The organism is Candidatus Pseudothioglobus sp. Uisw_050_01 (assembly GCF_048085775.1).
Lineage (GTDB): Bacteria > Pseudomonadota > Gammaproteobacteria > PS1 > Pseudothioglobaceae > Pseudothioglobus.
This window is the reverse complement of record NZ_CP159804.1, coordinates 1,457,607-1,479,734: the sequence shown is the minus strand read 5'-3', so window position 1 is coordinate 1,479,734 and position 22,128 is coordinate 1,457,607. Positions and strand designations below refer to the sequence as shown.

Annotated in this window: 21 protein-coding genes; 13 read left to right on the top strand and 8 right to left on the bottom strand. The window is 36.6% G+C overall.

Features of this window, described 5'->3' with window-relative positions:
• Positions 1 to 5 precede the first annotated feature (5 nt).
• Complete coding sequence (locus tag ABXT51_RS07460) at positions 6 to 791, top strand: sulfite exporter TauE/SafE family protein (RefSeq protein WP_416695005.1); 786 nt, start codon at positions 6 to 8, stop codon at positions 789 to 791.
• Positions 792 to 822: 31 nt separating this feature from the next.
• On the opposite strand, the gene msrB is transcribed toward ABXT51_RS07460, so the two are convergent.
• The gene (gene msrB / locus ABXT51_RS07455; protein WP_416695002.1) at positions 823 to 1,194 is read right to left on the bottom strand and encodes a peptide-methionine (R)-S-oxide reductase MsrB; all 372 of its coding nucleotides are present in this window, start codon (positions 1,192 to 1,194) and stop codon (positions 823 to 825) included.
• A gap of 54 nt (positions 1,195 to 1,248) precedes the next feature.
• Here msrB and ABXT51_RS07450 point away from each other — a divergent pair, with 54 nt between their 5' ends.
• Positions 1,249 to 2,328 (top strand): polynucleotide adenylyltransferase, encoded by a 1,080-nt coding sequence (locus tag ABXT51_RS07450; RefSeq protein WP_416694999.1) that lies wholly within the window; start codon positions 1,249 to 1,251, stop codon positions 2,326 to 2,328.
• Here the strand turns inward: ABXT51_RS07450 and ABXT51_RS07445 are convergent.
• Together ABXT51_RS07445 and yihA are read right to left on the bottom strand one after the other, a co-directional pair.
• On the bottom strand, positions 2,290 to 4,794 hold the full coding sequence (locus ABXT51_RS07445) for a PD-(D/E)XK nuclease family protein (protein ID WP_416694996.1): 2,505 nt from the start codon (positions 4,792 to 4,794) through the stop codon (positions 2,290 to 2,292). The two genes, ABXT51_RS07450 and ABXT51_RS07445, sit on opposite strands and share 39 nt — an antisense overlap.
• Positions 4,784 to 5,389 (bottom strand): ribosome biogenesis GTP-binding protein YihA/YsxC, encoded by a 606-nt coding sequence (gene yihA, locus ABXT51_RS07440; RefSeq protein ID WP_416694993.1) that lies wholly within the window; start codon positions 5,387 to 5,389, stop codon positions 4,784 to 4,786. Before yihA ends, ABXT51_RS07445 begins: the two co-directional genes overlap by 11 nt.
• Positions 5,390 to 5,483: 94 nt before the next feature.
• On the opposite strand from yihA, the gene ABXT51_RS07435 reads away from it, so the two are divergent.
• The 6 genes from ABXT51_RS07435 to ABXT51_RS07410 all read left to right on the top strand — a co-directional run bounded on the left by ABXT51_RS07435 (position 5,484) and on the right by ABXT51_RS07410 (position 11,188).
• On the top strand, positions 5,484 to 6,011 hold the full coding sequence (locus tag ABXT51_RS07435) for a thioesterase family protein (RefSeq protein WP_416694990.1): 528 nt from the start codon (positions 5,484 to 5,486) through the stop codon (positions 6,009 to 6,011).
• 29 nt (positions 6,012 to 6,040) lie between these two features.
• Positions 6,041 to 7,198, top strand: a complete 1,158-nt coding sequence (locus tag ABXT51_RS07430) for an acyl-CoA dehydrogenase family protein (RefSeq protein WP_416694987.1) — start codon at positions 6,041 to 6,043, stop codon at positions 7,196 to 7,198.
• A gap of 6 nt (positions 7,199 to 7,204) precedes the next feature.
• The gene (locus tag ABXT51_RS07425) at positions 7,205 to 9,262 is read left to right on the top strand and encodes an acetate--CoA ligase family protein (RefSeq protein WP_416694985.1); all 2,058 of its coding nucleotides are present in this window, start codon (positions 7,205 to 7,207) and stop codon (positions 9,260 to 9,262) included.
• A 23-nt stretch (positions 9,263 to 9,285) separates the two neighbouring features.
• Positions 9,286 to 10,071: an enoyl-CoA hydratase-related protein gene (locus ABXT51_RS07420; RefSeq protein WP_416694982.1), complete on the top strand. Its 786-nt coding sequence runs from the start codon at positions 9,286 to 9,288 to the stop codon at positions 10,069 to 10,071.
• 80 nt (positions 10,072 to 10,151) lie between these two features.
• Positions 10,152 to 10,463: a c-type cytochrome gene (locus tag ABXT51_RS07415; RefSeq protein WP_416651568.1), complete on the top strand. Its 312-nt coding sequence runs from the start codon at positions 10,152 to 10,154 to the stop codon at positions 10,461 to 10,463.
• An 86-nt stretch (positions 10,464 to 10,549) separates the two neighbouring features.
• Positions 10,550 to 11,188 carry a c-type cytochrome gene (locus ABXT51_RS07410; RefSeq protein WP_416694979.1) on the top strand — a complete coding sequence of 213 codons (639 nt, stop codon included), beginning with the start codon at positions 10,550 to 10,552 and terminating at the stop codon, positions 11,186 to 11,188.
• Positions 11,189 to 11,206: 18 nt separating this feature from the next.
• On the opposite strand, the gene ABXT51_RS07405 is transcribed toward ABXT51_RS07410, so the two are convergent.
• The 5 genes from ABXT51_RS07405 to ABXT51_RS07385 all read right to left on the bottom strand — a co-directional run bounded on the left by ABXT51_RS07405 (position 11,207) and on the right by ABXT51_RS07385 (position 15,977).
• Positions 11,207 to 11,995 carry an SDR family oxidoreductase gene (locus ABXT51_RS07405; protein WP_416694976.1) on the bottom strand — a complete coding sequence of 263 codons (789 nt, stop codon included), beginning with the start codon at positions 11,993 to 11,995 and terminating at the stop codon, positions 11,207 to 11,209.
• Entirely contained in the window at positions 11,995 to 13,029 is a 1,035-nt protein-coding gene (locus tag ABXT51_RS07400; protein WP_416694973.1) for a quaternary amine ABC transporter ATP-binding protein, read from the bottom strand. The genes ABXT51_RS07405 and ABXT51_RS07400 overlap by 1 nt, the downstream gene beginning before the upstream one ends.
• Positions 13,030 to 13,038: 9 nt before the next feature.
• The gene (locus ABXT51_RS07395) at positions 13,039 to 13,941 is read right to left on the bottom strand and encodes an ABC transporter permease (RefSeq protein ID WP_416679580.1); all 903 of its coding nucleotides are present in this window, start codon (positions 13,939 to 13,941) and stop codon (positions 13,039 to 13,041) included.
• A 157-nt stretch (positions 13,942 to 14,098) separates the two neighbouring features.
• On the bottom strand, positions 14,099 to 15,115 hold the full coding sequence (locus ABXT51_RS07390; protein WP_416694971.1) for a glycine betaine ABC transporter substrate-binding protein: 1,017 nt from the start codon (positions 15,113 to 15,115) through the stop codon (positions 14,099 to 14,101).
• Between the two features lie 124 nt (positions 15,116 to 15,239).
• On the bottom strand, positions 15,240 to 15,977 hold the full coding sequence (locus ABXT51_RS07385) for a sulfite exporter TauE/SafE family protein (protein ID WP_416694969.1): 738 nt from the start codon (positions 15,975 to 15,977) through the stop codon (positions 15,240 to 15,242).
• A 127-nt stretch (positions 15,978 to 16,104) separates the two neighbouring features.
• Here ABXT51_RS07385 and ABXT51_RS07380 point away from each other — a divergent pair, with 127 nt between their 5' ends.
• The 5 genes from ABXT51_RS07380 (at position 16,105) to clpX (ending at position 22,101) form a co-directional block, all read left to right on the top strand.
• A complete protein-coding gene (locus ABXT51_RS07380) occupies positions 16,105 to 17,727 on the top strand; it encodes a GMC family oxidoreductase (RefSeq protein ID WP_416694966.1) in 1,623 nt (540 codons plus the stop codon).
• Positions 17,728 to 17,745: 18 nt separating this feature from the next.
• The gene (locus ABXT51_RS07375; RefSeq protein ID WP_416694964.1) at positions 17,746 to 18,855 is read left to right on the top strand and encodes a mandelate racemase/muconate lactonizing enzyme family protein; all 1,110 of its coding nucleotides are present in this window, start codon (positions 17,746 to 17,748) and stop codon (positions 18,853 to 18,855) included.
• A 69-nt stretch (positions 18,856 to 18,924) separates the two neighbouring features.
• A complete protein-coding gene (gene tig / locus ABXT51_RS07370; RefSeq protein WP_416694962.1) occupies positions 18,925 to 20,223 on the top strand; it encodes a trigger factor in 1,299 nt (432 codons plus the stop codon).
• 1 nt (position 20,224) lies between these two features.
• Positions 20,225 to 20,821, top strand: coding sequence for an ATP-dependent Clp endopeptidase proteolytic subunit ClpP (clpP, locus tag ABXT51_RS07365; RefSeq protein ID WP_416677676.1), 597 nt, complete (start codon positions 20,225 to 20,227; stop codon positions 20,819 to 20,821).
• Positions 20,822 to 20,835: 14 nt separating this feature from the next.
• Positions 20,836 to 22,101: an ATP-dependent Clp protease ATP-binding subunit ClpX gene (gene clpX / locus ABXT51_RS07360; RefSeq protein ID WP_271558460.1), complete on the top strand. Its 1,266-nt coding sequence runs from the start codon at positions 20,836 to 20,838 to the stop codon at positions 22,099 to 22,101.
• The last annotated feature ends 27 nt before the right edge of the window (positions 22,102 to 22,128 follow it).

Sequence of the window (22,128 nt, the reverse complement as noted above, 5' to 3'; positions counted from 1 at the left end):
TTGTTATGAGTGAACTTGTTGCCCTTCTGCTGCTTTTAGGCGCATTTTCTGGATTTTTAGCTGGTCTATTGGGGGTTGGTGGGGGGCTAATAATTGTTCCAGCTTTGCTATATCTTTTGGCACCATCCGTGGACCAGTCAATCTTAATGCATACTTCAATTGGAACTGCTTTGGCGGCTATTGTTTTTACTTCTATTTCTAGTCTCTATGCGCATCAAAGGCACGGAGCAATACTTTGGGATAATTTTAAAAAGTTAGCCCCTACGATTCTACTTGGGTCTTTTACTGGCGCCCTATTAGTAAAATATATGAGCTTTGATTTTCTAAGGCTATTTTTTGCATTCTTTGAGATTAGTGTTGCTTTGATTCTATGGTTTGGAGTTACTGCATCAAGCCATGCTGATAATTTATCTAGATGGGCTTGGTCAATAACTGGGTATTTTATTGGTCTAATTTCTGCTATGGTTGGAATTGGTGGTGGAACTATGACAACACCATTTTTGGTTTATAACAATGTAAATATTAAAAATGCTATTGCAACCTCTGCATCTGTTGGGATGCCAATTGCAATTGCTGGCAGTATTGGTTTTATGATTACAGGCTCAAGTCAAGCCCTTCCAACTGGTGGGATTGGATTTATCAATTTTGAAGCGCTTGTCGCTATTGTCGCTACGAGTATTTTTTTTGCGCCATTAGGAGCAAAGGTAACCCATGCTGTTGATAGTAAAAAACTTAAAAAAGGGTTTTCGATTTTTCTAGGTTTTTTGGCGGTTATGGTTCTATTTTATTAAATGGTTACTAGCTAGACTTATTACTAAACCATCACTGATCATCAGTAAAATTTAAAGCAACAGAGTTAATGCAGTATCGCTTTCCAGTGGGCTGAGGGCCGTCAGGGAAAACATGCCCCAAGTGGGCGTCACAAGACGCACATCTAACTTCGACTCTAACATAGCCCAAAGAATCATCTTCTAGTTGACGAACACAGCTACTGTTTGCAAGTTCATAAAAACTTGGCCATCCACTTCCCGAGTCAAATTTAGTGCTCGATTCAAATAACACTGCGTCACAGCATATACAATGATAGTGACCTGTCTCATTATGATTATAATACTCACCAGAGAATGGAGGCTCAGTGCCACATTCTTGAGTAATATGATACGCTTCGGGTGATATATTCTTCTTATTATCCATTCGTGTATTATAAGATAAATTTACAGTCATCTTTAAAATCTGCAGTTAATAATTATGGAAATATATTTAGTAGGCGGCGCTATTCGAGATCAGATTTTAGGGATAGCATCCGAAACAACAGAAAAGGATTATGTTGTTGTTGGTTCATCCCCTGAGGAGCTTTTGTCACTTGGCTATCGTCAGGTTGGAAAAGAGTTTCCAGTATTCCTTCATCCAGAGACTCATGATGAGTACGCACTCGCAAGAATTGAGCGTAAAGTCGGCGCAGGCTATACTGGCTTTGAATTTGACACTTCTAGGACTGTAACACTTGAGCAAGACCTTTCAAGGAGGGATCTAACAGTTAACGCAATTGCTCAAAAAATAGATGGCAATGGAAGTTACGTTGATCCTTATGGCGGAATAGAAGATATCAAAAAGAAAACGCTTCGTCATGTATCTGATGCTTTTTCAGAAGATCCTGTGCGCATATTACGCACTGCCCGTTTTGCATCTCGCTTCTCTAATCTTGGTTTTACTATTGACGATAAGACGCTACAGCTAATAAAAAAAATGGTTGTCTCTGGTGAAGTCGACGCTCTAACATCAGAGCGCGTTTTTAAAGAAATTGCTCTTTCAATGCAGACAGAGTCTCCGTCTGTATTTTTTGAAGTTTTGATTGAATCTGATGCATATGAAAGGTTATTTCCAATGCTAGAGCTTAGTAATAATAGTGATTTTAAGCTACTCAATCAATCAATCAAGCAACCTGAAGTCTCCTTTGCTCTTTGGCTTTATAAGCAAAACTCTCAAAATATTGAGGCGCTTTGTGAGCATCTTAAATGTCCAAAAGATATCCAACAAATTTCTGAACTCGTTGCAGAATGGAGTCATTTTGCAATGAATTTCTTGTCATTTAATCCTCAAGAGGTCTTAAATTTTTACTTAAAGAATGATAGTTTAAGGCGTCATAAAAGGTTTCAAATAATTCTGACAGCTTTTGATTACTTAGATATAAATACAAAGCCAATAATTAAATTACTTGAGCTTCTTAAATCAATTCAGATTTCGAAACTTGCTAATATCAATATTGCACAAGAGATAGCTCAAGAAAGACTATCGATTATTACTAGATTTATCGATTCTACAGAGTAGGTCATAATTACAGTAGTCGCAAGCATTTTTTGCAGGCAAGACGCTAGCAACACCTGACTGAAAATTTTGGCTAGCTGAGATTAAGCTTGATTTCCATTCAGTCAATTGACTGTCCCAATCTGGCATTTTATTACTCGCCTGTTTACTTATTGGAAGTTCAAATTTATTCTTTGTTATTGCCTTAAATTCACAATTATTAGAGTTAATAGTTGCAAATGAGATTCCATCAACTGAATTCGTTATTGCGTAAATAGGAAGCTGAGCCTCCTTTAAAGGATTTCCAGTGAGATGGCTTGCTTTAATATTTTTTCCAGTTTTATAATCAATGATGAGTTTTGTGCCAGAGGCCATTTTATCCATGCGATCAATACGTGTTGAAAACTTCAAGCCCTCAATATTAACTTCAGATGCTGATTCAGTCTCTAGCACTTCAAAGTAATCTCGCTGCTTCTCAAGATCAAGATATTCATTAATAATTGCTAAAAGCCTATTTTTTTCATTGACCTTAAAATTTGAATTGGGTATTTTTAAAATTGCAGACACAGTATGTTTCTCTATTAATAAAGTAAGCTCATTATCAGAAAGTTGCAATAATTTTGTGCTGGTTTTAATCTCATTGAAGAAAGTTTCTAAGATCTTATGGATTAAATTGCCCTGTTCAAGTCGGCTTATACCAATATGTGGCTCTTCAAAGTTATCAATACTAAGACGGTTTGTAAATCCTTTAAACCCGCAACTCATCTGATCTTGAAGTGTTTTAACACCTTTTTTTATGGAAGGTTCAATAATTTTAGATGCTTTAAAATCTTCAATATATTCTAAATCTCTAGGTAAATCTTCAGATAAACCTTCGAAAGGAAATTCATCAAAGTCTAAATATGGAGTAGGAAGCTCTTCACGATTACTTGAGTTCTTTGGGTAACTATATGTAGTATCAAAACTTAAATTATTTAAGTTTTCTAATGTTTTTTTGCTTTCTTTAGTAACTAATTCAAAGCTTGAATTTGGAAGTTTATGCTCAATTGAAGTCTTTGATGGAATGAATAATGGCATTTTTATTCGCCCTGGAAGGAAGTTGCTTGTCATGCTGGATACCCATGCATGATCGAAGAATAAACCCTCAGCCTCAAGAGAGCCCATTATATGAATATTTGATAAACCACTCTTTGGTTGAAAAATAACAGCACTTATATGGGCACTTAAGATATCTAAAGCGTTCACTAAGTTTGTTTTTTTATAATAAATTGATAGTTTATTTAGAATTAAACTTTCAGTTTGATACTTTTCAAATATCTGATATTCACTACTTGATAAGACTCTATCTGAAGTAAAGCCCCAACAAGAAAGTAATAAGTTGACAGAATCAAGGGAATCTTCAAGAGATATAGTTTTTGAGGTTTTAATTGTATTTATTTCTATAAAAATCTCTTTAAGTAATGGGCATTTATCTAAAAGAGAAATGATTTTATTAACACTGCTCTCTGTGGCGCCAATTTTTAAAACTTTAGAGACCAATAACGCGCGACTATCTCGCTCACTCTTAGCGCCTTTAATATAGGGCGAGGTAACAACTTTGATCAATAATTCGTGGTTAATATGACCCTTGATAAATTGAGTTGAAATTTGTAAAATAGAGAAAAGATGTTGAATGAGTGGGTAGTGTCCAAGCGGTATTCCAAGAGAAATATTGTATGGTTTTTGATGAGTTTCGATTAGGGTCGAAGTAAATTCAAGATCAAAAATAGCTTTAACAATATGCTGTAATTTATTTAAATTTGGGATAACAATTCCAATTTTTTTATCTGGATTATTTATACTAATCTCTTTTGCCCATTTTGCTATTGTCTTTAATTCATTATCTTGGTTATTGAAAGAGAAGGCAGGAATATTGTTATTTTGACCTTGATGCAACATAGGCCTACATTTTAATATTTCAAAAAGTTTTTTTTGCTCAGGCGTTGGCTCATTGAAGCCGTAAGAATAATATTTCCCTTCTTTATTTTGAGTTTTTAGAGATTTTAGTGAAGCACGAAAAAGATCTGTATGATCGATACACTTATTAGCCGTTTTAAACTTATCATATTTACTTATCCAGCCTATAAAGAGCTTAGGAGGAATTGCACCATAGCTTGATAACTCAGTGATATCAATAAAATAAGTTTTGCAAATTGTGTAGCACTTAATTAGCTCATCAATAAATGCTTCAGGATTGCTTGTAACATCTTCTTTACTAATTTCTTTTAATAAAAATCTTACTTCAAATTGAGTAAGCAGGCGCAAACTTCTTGATGGATTATTTTGATTCCAGTTGCCTTCAAGCCATGATTTATAGGAAGATACTTTTGGCATTTTTGATGTGCCATTAAGTTTAGATATTGATTTCTTGATTGCTAAGACTTGACGATTGTTCGCGACAATAATTGTATCGTTAGCTTTAATTAAAGAGAGGTCTAGGTTAACCCTCATTACTCACTTCAAATATTTTATTAAGATAACTACAAAGTTCAGGTACCCCTTCTTTTTTCAGAGATGAGAAAAGCTGAACACTTATTGATGGGTAATCTTTGGTTGCTTTCATGACAGCAAGTTTAGCTGAGCTTGCAGCTCCCTTTTTAAGTTTGTCAGATTTTGTTAGTAAAATATTTGTAGGGACTTTATTAGTGATAGACCACTCAAGCATCATTTGATCAAAGGGCTTTAATGGATGACGACAGTCCATTACAAGTATTGCAGCTCGCATGCACTTTCTATTGTCAAAATATTCACTCATATTTCTATGCCAATTTTGTTTTACAGCATCTGGAACCTTGGCATATCCATAACCAGGTAAATCAACAAGCCTTCGATCTTTATCAAGCTCAAAGAATACTAAATGCTGAGTTCTACCAGGAGTCCTGCTAACTTTTGCTAATTTTTTTTGTTCTGTGAGTGTATTAATTGCACTAGATTTACCTGCATTAGAGCGACCTGCAAAAATAACTTCATATCCAGCATCTTCTGGACAACCTTTAATGGATGGACAGGATAAAAGAAACTTTGCTTTGCGGTAGAAATTATGCATAATTCAAGTAGTTCGGTGCAGACATTGTCATTATATAATCTTTATTAATTGACATCTCATTACATTCTAATTCTATTAGGTATTCTGACATCATATGGATAATGAAATATATCTTAAAAGAAAGTACCAATACTTTTCTCTAGAGGACAAACTTAATACTCCTTTAGAGTTATATCAAACGGAAGTTCATCCAGATTGGATTGACTACAATGGCCATATGAGCGAGTCATTCTATTTGTATGCTTTTGGTGATGCTTCAGATGCTTTATTTCAATACATTGGGGTTGATAATGACTATCGCTTAGCAGGCAAGTCTTTCTATACTGTTGAAACGCATATAAACTTTTATTTGGAAGTTTCAAAGGGAGAGCCTCTTAAGTTTACTACTCAATTACTTGGTTTAGATGCAAAAAAACTTCATATTTTTCATCAAATGTTCCATGCTAAAAGTGGTGACTTATTAGCTACAACTGAGCAAATGCTTGTTCACGTAGATATGAATAAAGGGAAGGCATCTCAGATTGAGCCAGCTGTTGAAGATATACTTTTAAAGATTTGGGGTTATCATCAAAAATTGCCTATACCAAGGCAAAAAGGCCGCATTATGGCGATTAAAAAATAAAGTAAGTTAATTAAATTGTAGGAGTAGAGATGGATTTTGGCCTTTCTAATGAGCAAGAAATGATTATCGATTCAGTTAAAAGTTTCGTGGAGCAAGAGCTTTATCCTCACGAAGATGAGGTTGAACAAAGTAATAAAATTAACAAATCCCTAGCTGAAAATATCAAAAAAAAGGCAATCGATCAAGGCCTTTATGCTAGTAATATGCCAGAAATACATGGGGGCGGTGGTCTTGATACTTTGACTTTATGCCTTTTAGAAAAGGAGTTAGGTAAGGCAAATTTTGGCCTTCAGTATATTGTAGCAAGACCCAGTAATATATTGCTGGCCTGCCAAGGAGCGCAAATTGAAGATTATTTAATTCCAACGATTCGAGGAGATAAGGTTGAATGTCTTGCAATGACAGAGCCTAACGCAGGGTCAGATGTTCGATCCATGCAGTGCAAGGCAGAGAGAGATGGAGAGTTTTTTGTAATTAATGGCTCAAAGCATTTTATTAGTCATGCGGATGTGGCCGACTACGTTATCTTATTTGCAGCTTCTGGAACTGAGAAGACTTCCAGAGGGGAGAGGAAAAAAATAACTAGCTTTTTGGTGGATATGGGTTCCCCAGGCTTTTCTGTAGAGCCTGGATACAAAAGTGTTTCTCATAGGGGTTATCATAACTTTATTCTTAATTTTGATAATTGCCGTGTCCATGAATCTCAAGTATTAGGTGAGGTAGACCATGGATTCGATGTTGCAAATGAGTGGCTTGGCGCTACGCGATTATCAGTTGCAGCAATGTGTCTTGGCAGAGCTGAAAGAGCACTGCAAATTGCAACAGAATGGGCTGCAACACGTGAACAATTTGGTCAAAAGATTGGTAAATTTCAAGGAGTTTCTTTTAAGCTTGCTGATATGTCAATGGAGCTTCATGCTGCAGAACTATTAACTTTAAAAGCTGCATGGAAGGATACGCAAGGAGAAATCACTAATAGTGATGCTGCAATGGCAAAACTGAAAGCTACAGAGACTCTTGCAATGATTTCTGATGAAGCCATACAAATACTTGGAGGTATGGGTCTGATGGAAGAGCTCCCGTTAGAAAGAATATGGCGAGACCATCGAGTTGAGCGAATTTGGGATGGTACGAGTGAAATTCAAAGACACATCATCTCAAGGTCACTACTAAGACCATTTGAGTAGTCCTTTATGAGTAGAACCAATTTGAGTCGGCTAATATCACCAAAATCAATAGCTGTGATTGGAAATCGTGGTGCAAATTTTGCGATTAGAGAAAGTAAAAAATTAGGCTATAACCAGAAAATTTGGGCAATCCATCCAACTCTAGATTTTCTTGAGGGAATTAAGTGTTACAAAGATATTAAAGATCTTCCTGAGGCTCCAGATGCTACGTTTATAGCAGTTAATGCAGAGTCTGCTATAGATATCGTTGCTGATTTAAAGTCGATTGGAGGTGGTGGAGCAGTTTTGTACGCTTCTGGTTTTGGAGAGCTTGGAGAAAAAGGAATAAAACGAAATCAGAGGCTGGTAGAGGCTGCTGATGGCATGCCATTAATTGGACCGAACTGTTATGGCTTTATCAATAGTCTTGATGGAGTTGCTTTGTGGCCTGATGTTCATGGTTGTGAGCCAGTTTCGAGTGGGGTTGCAATTATTACACAGAGTGGCAATATAGGTCTAAACATTACAATGCAATCAATCGGGCTATCAATTGCCTACATGTTTACTCTTGGCAATCAAACAAATACTAATATTGCAGATATTATTCATGCGATGCTCGATGACAATAGAGTCAGTGCAATAGGCCTTCATATCGAAGGAATTTCTGATATCAAATCGTTTGATGTTGCTGCTCGAAGAGCCCTTGATAAAAAAATTCCAATTGTTGCAATTAAGTCAGGACGCACTGATGTTTCTGCAAAGATTGCACTGAGTCACACCAGCTCAATGACAGGCTTGGACCAACTTTTTAATGTATTTTTTGAGCGACTAGGGATTGCTAGAGTGGATAATGTTCCAGAGTTCCTAGAAACTTTAAAATTGCTAAGTATTTTAGGAACCATTAACCATAACGGTGTTGCATCTATGAGCTGCTCTGGTGGAGAGGCAGGAATGATGGCCGATTTGATTGATGGACTGGATATCAACTTTCCTAGCCTTGACGATCGTCATAAAGATAGAGTTAAACTAGCACTTAATGATTTTGTCGAGGTTGATAATCCACTTGATTACCATACCTTTATTTGGGGTGACCGAAAAAGAACTTCAGAATGCTTTAAGCAGATGATTAGTGGCAATTTTGCTGCAACAATGTTGTTGTTGGACTGGCCAAGAACGCAAGAATCAGAACAAAAAGATTGGGACTTAACTTTATTGGCTCTCTCTGATGCGATTTCTGGGACACGTGAGAAGACTATAGTATTAGCTTCAATTGCAGATTGTATGCCTAAAAGAATTATTAAGGAATGCCAAAAATATGGTATCGCGCCTATGATAGGGCTGGATATTTGCTTAAAGGCTCTTAATCACTCTTATAGAATTGGACTCGCTTTTCAGAAGAGCTCATTGCAATCGATAGAGATATTACGCTCATTATCTCACTCTTCTAAAATTTCAACTCTAACAGAATTTGAAGGCAAGAAATTGTTGAAAAAATATGGAATTCCTGTGCCAGATGGAAAAATTATTACTAGCACCTCTGAGGCTTTAATGGCCGCTGATAAAATACATTACCCTATAACACTTAAGGTTTCAGACGTTGAATTGGCACATAAAACAGAGCTAGGTGCTGTTATGCTAAATATAAATGATCCTTTAGCACTAGAGAAGGCTTGCCAGGATTTATTTAAGATTGGTTCATCCCTTCTTATTGAAAAAATGGTGCAAGATTCAGTTGCTGAATTGATTGTTGGTGTTGGCCTTGATCCAATTTTTGGAAAATATATTATTATTGGAAGTGGTGGAATTTTGGTGGAGCTTTTCAAAGAAAGTATTCCACTTCTATTTCCAGTTAATAGAGAGGATGTTTCTCTAGCCTTATCAAAATTAAAAGTTTTTCCTTTAATTAACGGTTATAGAGGTAATCCACAAGGAGACGTTGAGATGATTATTGATTGCGTAATGGCTACTGTCAAACTAGTCAGTGAAAATGATATTGATGAATTGGATATTAATCCATTATTAGTATTGAGGAGAGGGAGTGGAGTAATTGCTGTCGATACACTTATTAAGTTAAACTTAGGCTAATTAGGCTTTTAATTGGGAACTTTATGAACAATAGTGTTAATTGCAAAATTTATGATGACGTAATGTTGATTACTTTGGACCGACCAAAAGCTAATGCAATTGATGCTAAAACAAGTCATGCATTAGGTGATGCATTTATTAGTTTTAGAGATAATAATAAATTACGAGTAGCTGTTATTACAGGCGCAGGTGATCGTTTTTTTTGTGGTGGCTGGGATTTAAAAGCCGCATCTGAGGGAGAGGCAATTGATGCAGATTTTGGGCCGGGTGGTTTTGCTGGGTTAACAGAGCTGTGGGATCTTGATAAACCTGTCATTGCCGCAGTTAATGGACTAGCAGTTGGAGGAGGCTTTGAGTTAGCTTTAGCAGCTGACCTTATAATTGCAGCAGATAGTGCAGAGTTTTTTGTTCCTGAAGCTACTCTAGGCATTATTCCTGATAGTGGAGGCGTCTTAAGATTGCCGCAACGATTGCCATCTACGGTAGCAATGGACATGCTCATGACAGGTCGAAGAATGGCAGTAGATGAAGCAAAACACTTTGGCCTAGTTAATCGAAGCTGCCCGTTAAAAGAATTAGAAAATTCAGCAATAGAGTGGGCACATCAAATTGCTGAGTCTGCACCACTTTCTCTAGCAGCCATAAAATCTGTTGTAAGAAAAACAGATCAAATGGATTTGGAAGGTGCTTATAAAGTTATGCGATCTGGAGAAATTGAGGCTTATCAGAAGATGTTGAATTCTGAAGATGCAAAAGAAGGTCCCAAAGCTTTTTCTGAAAAGAGATCTCCAGTCTGGAAAGGGAAATAATCGCTAACAATACTGCTGGTTTTAAACAAACTAGAAATGGGTATAATTCAGTTAATGAATTATGTTGGGACTTAGTTTCAATGAAAAGATTTTTTTTAACATCGGTTACAATTGCTTTAGCTATTTTTTCGCTAAGCTCAAATGCTAATAGTGAAGGCGAAGCAATGTATAGTGCTTTGGGCTGCGTAAGTTGTCATGGCCAGAATGGACATTCGACAGATGAAAATGCACCTTCTTTAGCTGGAAAAGATGCTGATTGGATTGTTCAGCAATTAGAATATTTTCAGTCAGGTGAGCGTCAGAATTCATACATGAATGCAATGGCTCCAATGGCTGAAGGGTTTGAACGCTCGATTGCTGAATACCTTTCTATTCAAAATTCTAAATACTAATATTAGTCCATAAAACTGTCCTAATTGAAGTTTACGATGCCGTTATTTTTCACGTATAATTTCCTTGAATTTTTTGGAGATTAAGAATGAAAAAGACCATTATTGCTTTAGCTTATATATTAATTGCTTCTTTTAGTAGCCCTATTATTGCTGCTGGCGATGCCGAGGCAGGTCAGGTAAAGACTACAACATGTATGGGTTGCCATGGTCTTGCAGGAAACAGCACTATCCCTTCTTTTCCTAAGTTAGCTGGACAAGGTGAAGCTTATCTTATTAAACAATTACAGCACTTTAAGTCAGGAGAAAGAAAGAATGCAATGATGGCTGGTGTTGCTGGAATGCTCTCTGAGCAAGACATGATGGACATTGCAGCTTACTATTCAATCCAAACTATAAGTGAAAACAGCGCGAATGCAGATGCTGAAACTCTCGAGCTTGGACGCAAGATTTATGTTGGTGGGAAAATGGATACTCAAACGACAGCTTGTATTGCTTGTCATGGAGCTAAAGGTTTAGGTATTCCAACTGCAGGTTTCCCTGCAATCAGTGCTCAGCATGCAGAATATACAGCGTCTCAGTTAAAAGCGTTTCGTCAATATTCCATAAATGAACAAACAGGCTCTACAGATATTTCTAGAGCAAATGAGATGATGGTGAATGTTGCTAAAGGTTTAACGACAGTTGAAATTGAAGCTCTATCAGAATATATAGCTGGGCTTCACTAAACTAGAGAAAGCTAAAGCTTAATCCATTCTCTCAGTGTTGCCGTCAACTGTCATTATTTGACCAGAAATCTTACTTGCTTCATTTGATATTAAGAAGCTCGCCATGTTTGCTATATCCTCTTTGTCAACAAAAGTCTTAAGCGAGACCATTGCTTCAAAATCTTCCTTTACTTCTTTTTCAGAAGAGCCTATTGATTTAGCTTTTGCCTCAATAACACGATTAATTCTATCGCCTGATACTGACCCTGGGCAAATCGCATTTACTCTAATATCAAATTCACCGAGCTCCATGGCGAGTGACTTTGTAATTCCAATGATGGCCCATTTACTTGCTGCATAAGGCGTTCTTAATGGAAATCCAAACAGTCCAGCTGTTGAAGATAGATTGATAATTGAGCCCCCCTTATTCTTCTTTAAAAGCGGTATTGCAAACTTAGTGAAGTAGAAGTGACTATTTAAATTTATATCAATCGTTTGCCTCCAATCCTCAATGGTTAAATCTTCCATTGGTCCAGTAGGGCCAGCAACACCAACATTATTTATGAGGACATCAATACTTGTAATTTTTTGAGAAAGGGCTTTAAAGTATGACTTAACTGACTCTGGATTCCCAACATCTACATTATCAATAAATACTCTTTTATTGAAAAGCGGATGCTTATGAACTTCATCAATTTTTTGCTGATTAATGTCAGATAAGTAAACTGTGTGGCCTTGATCTATCAAAACAGTAGCCATGCACCAGCCAAGTCCATCAGCTGAGGCTGAAATGATTATATTTTTACTAGCAAAATTACCCTGAGACATTACTTTGTTTTTGTTAAGGCTTCAGAGAGTTCATCAGATGAGATGTATCCAGTTGTGCTTCCATTTTTATCAATAACTTCAATAGTTGATCTATCTTTCAAAACCTTAGGGATTAGCTCTTCAATAAAGGTATCTTCATCATACTTGTATGTTGATGATGGGTTAATGCCGGAGGTATCAAATTTATCAATTTTTGTCATTACTGTCTTCGCTCTTAAAACTTTTGAGCGATTAACGTCTTTAACAAAAGCTTTAACGTAATCATCTGCTGGATTAAGGATAATATCTTCTGGGCGACCAACTTGAACCAAGCGTCCACCATTTAGGATTCCTATATGATCACCGAGTTTAAGGGATTCATCGAGGTCATGAGTAATAAAGACAATCGTTTTTTTAAGTTTCGATTGAAGATCAACTAGTTGGGTTTGCATTTCACTTCTAATCAAAGGGTCTAAAGCGCTAAACGCTTCATCCATTAGAAGGATTTGTGGGTCAGTTGCAAGAGCCCTTGCAAGTCCAACTCTTTGCTGCATTCCGCCAGATAGTTGAGCTGGGTATTGGTTTTCAAATCCTTGGAGCCCTACAGCATCAATTTGACCTTGGGCAATTTCTTTTCTCTTATCTTCAGGGACCTCCTGAATTTCAAGTCCATAAGCCACATTTTCAATAATTGTCTTGTGAGGGAATAATCCAAAGCGCTGAAAAACCATACTCATAGTTTTTTTTCTAAACTCTAAAATTTCTTTCTCATCTAAACTTAATACGTCGACATCATTTACAAGAACTTGTCCTGCAGTAGGATCAATTAATCTATTAATGTGCCTAATCAAAGTTGACTTGCCAGAGCCAGATAGGCCCATGCAAACAAAAATTTCACCTTCTTCGATAGATAATGAAACGTTATCTAAGCCAACAGTATGTCCAGTCTCTTCTAGAACTTGTTCTTTATCTGCTCCATTTTGGACCATTGATAAAACCTGGTCAGGCTGGGGACCAAATATTTTATAAATATTTTTAATTTCGATTTTTGACATAATAGGGGTTTATTCTGGTGGTTTATTTCTATCTTGTATTCTTTTACCATAAGCCTGCGTAATTCTATCTAACACAATTGCTAATAGAACAATTGCAAGACCGGCTTCAGTTGCTTTTCCAACGTTTAGCTGTTGAAGTCCAAGTAAAACTTCATCGCCAAGGCCTCGAGTTCCAATCATTGAGGCAATGACAACCATAGCTAGTGCCATCATTGTGCACTGGTTGATTCCTTGCATAATATTCGGTAGGGCAAGAGGTAACTGAACCCCAAGTAATTTTTGTTTCGGGCTAGCCCCAAATGCTTCAGCTGCTTCAATAACTTCGGTATCAACTAGTGTAATTCCAAGATCAGTCAATCGGACTAATGGGGGAACCGCATAAATAACGGTTGCAATAATTGCTGGAACAGCACCCAATCCAAACAGCATAATTCCTGGAATCAGGTAACAGAAGCTTGGGATTGTTTGCATTAAATCAAGAACTGGCAGTATTGCATTTCGAACTTTATTATTTCGAGACATTGCAATACCCAATGGAATACCAATAATAATACAAATAATAATTCCAATTATCATAATAGAGGTTGTTTCTATGGCTTTATCCCAAAACTTTGGATGCAGGAAGCCTATAAAAAATGTACAGAACCCAACAAAAACGGTGGTTCCTATTTTTCTGCCACTAGAAAAGAAGACAACTGCAACAACGAGTGCAATGACTACTGGCCAAGGTAAAACGATTAAGAACTTCTTAAGAGATAGGATTGCACCAAGAAGAAAATCATTGATTACTTCGAAGTAAATTCCATATTTTTCATTAAAGACTTTAAAGCCATCATTAATCCATTTCATTAGAGGAATATCTAACCATTTAGGCCAGTCATAGAGCCAACTTAAATCAGTAAAAAGCTCCATAACACTATCGGGCTTTCTTTTCGATGAGCTGTAACTTACGACTAAAAGCCATACAAAGAATATTGGGAATGTAAAGTATGTGAGAATTTTTCTTATCATAATGATTTTGATGAAAAAAAGAGCCCACAAGTGAGCTCTTTTTTATATTAAGATTAACTTATAGAGCTCCAGATACTTTAGCAGCAACGTCTGCTGGTACCCAAGATTTCCATGAATCATCATTCGCTAAGTACTCCATTGCAGTTAGCTCCATATCACCATCTGACTCATCTTCATAGAATGCAAGCAGTCTATTTACTTGCGCAGTTGGTATGCTATAAGCCTCTAAAAATGCAGTCTCTGCAGGGTGTGAATCCGCCCATGAACTAAGAACTGACTTGTCTAGTGACATGTCTCTGTACTCAACTCCACAAGTAGGTACCCATGCATCCTCACCATTGGCTTTGATGTCTTCAACAACAACTTGCATAGATGCCCAGCACTCAGCATTAAATGGAGGTTCTGCTAGTCTAACAAGATCAACCTTACCCATTAGACCAGTTGGCGCCCAATAGTAAGTAAAGATTGGTTGCTTTTTGGCAAACGCACCTGCGATTGCTGCATCAAGCGCACCACCTGAACCTGGATCAAAGTTAGTATAGTATTTATCTAGTCCATAAGCTTTTTGTTTAACAAGGTTAATTGTGTAGCAAGTCCAGCCACCAATACAGCTTGTCATTCTTCCCATTGATGGGTTCTCAGGATCACTAAATAACGCAGCAATTTCTGGCCTATTCATATCTAGAACATTTGTAAGATTGTACTTATCAGCAGTTGCTCTATCAACATAGAATGCTTGCTGAGAGTCAGGAGTATTTACTCCTAAGTTTCTCACAGTTCCATCTGCTTCATGACCATCAAAAGTATCTTTAATGTTGTCATACCAAAGCTCAGTAACTACATCAAGCTGTCCATCATAGTGCGCAGCCATAATAGGTGTTGTACTTCCTTTAGTTATACTAACTTCACACCCATAACCATGCTCCAAGATGAAGCCAGCAATAGCAGTATGAATATTAGCACTACTCCAGTCAAAATCAGCTAGTCTTGCCTTACCGCAGTCAGCACTAACAACTCCTGGCATTAGAGCAACTGAAATAGCCGAGATAGCTAATAGTTTATTTATTAGTTTCATTTTTTCTCCTTAGGTTTTAAAACAAAATCCTTATTAAATATAAGGATTGATTTTTAGTATATATAAAATTTCAGTGCAAGTTGAATTATATTCGATGATTACAATCACATATTAATTGGAAATATTAAATTAATAAAACTATTCCTGCTATAAAAATTAATCCTAGAATTGTTTTTTGAAACACCTCGCCATCAATAACATGATAGATTTTCATGCCAAGAAAAGAGCCAATAATTAAAGCTGGAATAGTCAAAAGAAGGTCATAAAATATTTGCAATGTAAATAGACCAGCGACAGCAAAACTTATAACTGCCATAATGCTTGTTATAAAAATAAAAGGTTCATAAGTTCCTCGCTGAGTATTTTTTGGTAATTTCTGCAGACTAACCCAAATTGTAGGAAATATTCCTCCAAGCGCTGCAAAGCCACCCATAAATCCACTTATCAATCCTATAAAACGATCAATTAATTTATTGTTGTTAACATTAACGGATAGGTTATTATTTTTAAATATTAATATTGCATAGAAAACTAAAAAAATGCCAATAGATATTTTAAATAATCTTGGGTCAGTAGTTTTTAGAAGAAGCATACCAAGGGGTATACCAATTAAACCAGAAATAACAAATGGTCTCAGTTTTGAAAAATCAAGAGTTTTTCTTAATTTAAATAATGGCCAACCCGATATCAATAAGCAAGTAATTATATTTAATGGAATTGCAATAGCAGGTTCCATTATGTGAAGCCAAAATGCATTAAGAACAAGACCACTTCCAAAGCCACTAGCACCCTGGACAAATGCTGCAGTAAATGCTCCTGAAATTAAAATTAATAAATATATTGATGGGTCAGAAATGATCATTAAAGAATTGCCAAAATAATGCATATGAGTATATAGATTATTTTGTTATTTGTATTTGATTTCAATATAATGACGATGTTAGGTATTTTAAATTTTGATTATCAAATGGTCCTATTACTTCTAATTTATGTCTAATTATGACTACATAATTGTAGGGGCTGGCTCCGCTGGCTGTGTCCTTGCAAATAGGCTCAGTAAAAACTCATCTAATAACGTTTTGCTAATAGAGGCCGGTGGCTCAGATCGTCGATTCTTTATCCAAATGCCAATTGGTTATGGGGTGACTTACCATCAAAAAGCTGTTAATTGGATGTATATGACAAAGCCAAGTCCAGAAGCTGATAATAAGCCAAGTTATTGGCCAAGAGGAAAGGTTTTGGGTGGATCTAGCTCAATTAATGCAATGGTTTATGTGAGAGGAAATCATAAAGATTTTGACCAGTGGTCTGAGATGGGGAATACAGGCTGGTCATATAATGATGTTCTGCCCTACTTCAAGAAAATGGAATCTTGGCAAAATGGTGCTGATAGTTTTAGAGGCGGTGATGGACCATTAAATGTCTCGGAGGTGTCTGACCAGTTACACCCATTATGTAAGAATTTTTTATCTGCAGCTCAAGAGATTGGTATTAATCTTAATAGAGATATGAATGGAAAAAATCAGGAAGGAGTTGGCAACTTTCAAATCACAACTCATAAGGGTCAGCGAATGTCTACCTCAAGAGCTTACTTGTGGCCAATAAAGAGTCGTACTAATCTTACTATTATTAAAAATGCTTTAGTTTCAAGAGTATTAATTAAAGATAAAAAGGCTTATGGAGTTGAGTATATTAAATCAGGTAAGATTCATCAAGTGATGGCTTCATGTGAAGTTATATTAAGCGCAGGATCAATCAATTCACCTCAGCTTCTTCAGCTTTCAGGAGTTGGTCCAAAAGATGTTTTAGATAAAGCTGCAGTTTCTTTAATTCATGATAGTCCAGCTGTTGGAGAAAACCTACAAGACCATTTGGGTGTTAGTTATTTTTATAAAAGCAAAGTGCCAACCCTAAATGATCAGTTAAGGCCATTTCTAGGAAAGATATATCAAGGTCTGAGATATATTATTACAAGAAGAGGGCCACTGAGTTTAAGTGTCAATCAATCAGGAGGATTCATTAAGACACGTGATGGTCTTGAGAAGCCCAATATCCAGCTTTATTTTTCGCCCGTCAGTTACTCTCTGGAATCTCCTGAAAAAAGGGCAATGCTGAGCCCAGATCCCTTTTCAGCAATGTTATTTGGAATTTCAAGTTGTAGCCCTCTTTCAAGGGGAAGAGTTCATATTGAAAGTAATAACCCATTAAAACCTCCAATCATTGAACCTAACTACCTTTCTCATAAAGATGACATCAGAGATTTATTAGAGGGGGTTAAGGTCCTTAGGAAGTTGGCTAAAACTGATAGTTTTAGAGAAGTTATTGGAGAAGAGTTTCGTCCTGGGCAGGAATGTCAGACTGATGAGCAAATGATCCAGCATATTAAAGATACTGTTTGGACTGTTTTTCATCCTTGTGGTACTTGCCAAATGGGCCCTAATCCACTGAAAAATGTTGTTGATAGCAATCTGAGGGTTCATGGCATCAAAAATCTGAGAGTAGCAGATGCCTCAATATTTCCTCAAATAGTTTGTGGTAATATTAACGCCGCAACAATCATGGTTGGTGAAAAGGCATCAGATTTAATATTAGAAAGTGCAGAAAATAATTAAATTTATTAAAGAATCCTTATGAAGATAATTAGTATTGAAACTTTTACGAATGAATACGTCGGTTTAGTTCGCATAAGAACTGATGAGGGCGATGAAGGGTGGGGTCAAACCTCTACCTATAATGCTGATATTAGTTCTCAGGTAGTTCATAGACAGGTTGCTCCTCATATTTTAGGACTCAGTGGATTTAATATTAAAGATATAAATAGAGAGGTCTTAGAGAGAGAGCATAAGTTTCCTGGTACATACCTTTATAGAGCTTTAAGTGGAATTGATACTGCTCTTTGGGATATTAAAGCTAAGCGTTCGAACAAGAGTGTTTGCCAGCTTTTGGGCGGTGAAAAACAATCTATTCCAGTTTATGCTTCAAGTATGCAGAGAGAGATTAGTCCAGAAGCCGAGGCCGAAAGATTTCTTGCGCTTAAGGAGGCAAATGGTTATTTCGCATTTAAATTTCGGATTGGAAAAGAGTGTGGCCATGATTTTGATCAATGGCCTGGGCGAACTGAGGCAATTATAAAAGAAGTGAGAAAAGTTCTAGGAGATGATGTTGCTTTGCTTGTTGATGCAAATAGTGCTTTTAGCCCCAAAAAGGCAATTGAAGTTGGACACATGCTCCAAGATTATGGCGTAAGTCATTTTGAAGAACCTTGCCCATACTGGAAGCCAGATTGGACTCGGGAAGTTAAAAATGCACTAGATATTGATATCAGTGGCGGCGAGCAAGACAATGATATGAGAGTTTGGAGTCATATGATTGATACTAAGGTTGTTGATATTGTCCAGCCTGATATATGCTACATGGGAGGCGTTACTAGGACACTAGAAGTTGTAAAGATGGCAGAGAAGGCAAATCTTCCTGTAACTCTACATTCAGCAAACCTTTCTCTAGTGACACTTTTTTCGGCCCATATTATGGGCTCTATTAAAAATCCAGGAAAATATTTGGAGTTTTCAATAGAAGGCCCTGATTACTACCCATGGCAAGATAATATTTTTTACCCAAACTATAAAATTATTGATGGGTGTCTTGAGATGATCCACAAGCCTGGTTGGGGGGTTGAAATAAATCAAGAATGGCTGTCTTTATCAGATTACAAAGTAAGCTATACAGGGTCTCGCTTTTAGTGCAATTTTTTGGGTAAGAAAATCCTGTATAATTTCTTTTTTTTTAATAAGTTACGGATTTATAACTAGATGAAGACCTCACTCACTAAACTTAAGGGATTAAAAAGATCCCTTGTGGTTGAATTACCTGTAGACACTTTCAATCAAAAAACAGAAAGAATTATCAAGAGCCTTGCCTCAAAAGTTCGTATTGATGGCTTTAGGAAAGGAAAAATTCCAGCTTCAATTTTGCGCCAACGCGTTGGCGGTAGTGCTAAATCCGATGCTGCTAATGAAATTGTTACTGAGACTTTGGCGGATGCCCTTAAAGATGCAGATGTTTCTCCAGCTGCTCAGCCGTCATTGGTGAATGTAGATACTGAGAATTCAGACAGTTTTATTTATACAATAGAGTTTGAAGTGTTTCCAGAGATCAAAGTGGGCTCTTTAAAAAGCTTAACTATGGATCAGATTAATTCAAAAGTTACTGAAGAAGATGAGGAACGAGCTCTTCAAGATCTACAAGATAGGTCAACTGAATATAAGACTGTCAAGAGAAAATCTAAAGAAGGGGATCGTTTAATTATAGATTTTGAAGGCTTGCTAGATGGAGAGTCATTTGAAGGCGGAGCTGCTGAGGGTTTTGAAATTGTTTTAGGCAAAGGTACGATGATTGAAGGTTTTGAAAAAGGTCTTATAGATATCGCACCTGAAAAAACAGTTGAAGTAGCTGCAACATTTCCGGAAGATTATCATGTAGAAAATCTGGCAGGAAGAGAGGCCATCTTTAAAGTTACTGTTAATGAAGTAGGCTCACCAACAGAAGTAAAGAGAGACGATGAATTTGCCAAAAAATTTGGTGAAAAAGATTTTGAAACTATGAAATCGAGAATGTCAAAGCAGATGCAAGTTGAATTAGAATCTCGATTAGTTCAGCAAAATAAAGACACTGCATTTTCAGTTCTTTTAGATGCAAATAATTTTGAGGTGCCTGAAGGCAGTGTTTCTGCTGAGTCGCTCAAGCTACAGCAAGATATGGAATCTAGAATGGAGCAGCAAGGTATGCCTTCTAAAGGTAAATTACCTGCAGAAATGTTTCAAGAGGAAGCAGCAAGAAGAGTTAAACTTGGTTTGTTAATTAATAAAATTGCAACAGATGGTGAAATAAAAGCTGAAAAAGAACAGGTTGATGCTAAACTTAATGAAATGGCACTCCAATATGGTGAAAGTGCTCAGCAAATGATTGATTGGTATAATACAGATCCTTCAAGACTTGCCAACATTGAATCAATTGTCGTTGAAGATATGGTTGCGAAACATGTTGCAGATCAAGCCAAAGTAACGATGACAGACAAGACCTTTTTAGAAATAATGAGCCCACAAAATTAATATGACAATTCAAAACTTAAATCAAATCCCAATGGTAATTGAGAGCTCTGGAAGAGGAGAGAGGGCTTATGATATTTATTCTAGGCTCCTCAAAGAGCGTGTTGTTTTTATGGTCGGCCCGGTTGAAGATTACACTGCAAATGTAGTAGTAGCTCAGTTGCTTTTTTTAGAATCTGAGAATCCAGATAAAGATATTCATTTGTATATAAATTCACCTGGCGGCTCAGTAACTGCAGGCCTTGCTATTTATGACACAATGCAATTCATTAAGCCAGATATTTCTACTCTTTGTATTGGACAGGCGGCAAGTATGGGTGCATTACTTCTTACAGCTGGTACTAAGGGGAAAAGGTTTGCGCTACCTCATGCTAGGATGATGATTCATCAGCCTCTTGGAGGATTTTCCGGTCAGGCAAGCGATATAGATATTCATGCACAAGAAATTCTTAAAGTTAGAGATAACTTAAACACCATACTTAAGAACCATACTGGTCAAAGTATGAAAAATATTCAGAAAGATACTGATAGAGATAATTTTATGTCAGCGAGCGAGTCTGCGAAATATGGGCTCATTGATAAAGTAATTAATAAGCGATAAATTTAAGTTTGTCTATGGACCAAAATACTGAAGACCTTAGCTGTTCATTCTGCTCAAAACACAAAGATGAAGTAGTTCGCCTAATTGCAGGCCCGGGAGTTTATATTTGTGATGAATGTATAGACTCCTGCTATAGTTTGATTCAAGAGCAAACTATTAAGGATAAAAAAGATCAACATCAGGACTGGAATAATACCCCAAAAGAATTGTATGCCTCTTTAGATGAATATGTGATTGGCCAGTCCCACGCAAAAAAAGTTCTTTCAGTGGCAGTTTATAATCACTACAAGCGACTAAAAACAAATTACATCTCAAATGATGTAGAGCTTGATAAATCAAATATTTTACTTATAGGCCCAACAGGAAGTGGCAAAACTCTTCTTGCGCAATCTCTGGCGCGTTTTCTGGACGTCCCTTTTGCTGTTGCTGATGCAACAACTTTAACAGAGGCTGGCTATGTTGGTGATGACGTAGAGAATGTAATTAAAAGCCTACTCTCAAAATGTGATTTTGATCCAGAAAGAGCAGAACAAGGCATTATTTTTATAGATGAAATCGATAAGATTTCACGCCGCTCTGACTCTCCCTCAATAACAAGAGATGTTTCTGGTGAAGGAGTTCAGCAAGCCATGCTTAAGTTGATTGAAGGCACTATTGCATCTGTTCCTCCTCAAGGAGGTAGAAAACATCCTAACCAAGAAACTATTGATGTCGACACTTCAAAAATATTGTTTATTTGTGGTGGTGCATTTGATGGGCTTGGGAAAGTTATTGATAGGCGCATTGAAAAGGCTACTGGTATTGGTTTTTCTGCTAACGTTAAGGAAGCAAGCGGTAAAAAAACATTAACTGAGCTTTATAAATTTTTAGAGCCAGATGATTTAATTAAATTTGGATTAATTCCTGAATTAGTTGGTCGTTTAGCTGTCCATACTTCTTTAGATGAGCTTGATGAAGAGGCATTGGTTCAAATTCTTACGAAGCCCAAAAATTCTGTAGTCAAGCAGTTTCAGCAATTTTTTGCTATTGAGGGTGTTAAGCTGACGATAAGAAAAAATGCTCTTTTAGCGATTGCTAAACTTGCGCTGAAAAGGAAAACTGGTGCGAGGGGTTTAAGAGCTATTTTAGAAGATTTACTACTGGAGACGATGTATGAAATACCTTCAACTCCAAGCGTTAAAGAGGTTGTTGTAGATAAAGAGGTTGTGGAAAGAAAAAAACAACCTATGATTGTTCATGTTTCTGATAAAAAACAAAGCAATATTCGTAAAGCAAGTTGATTAATTTCATTTTATATATACTGGTCT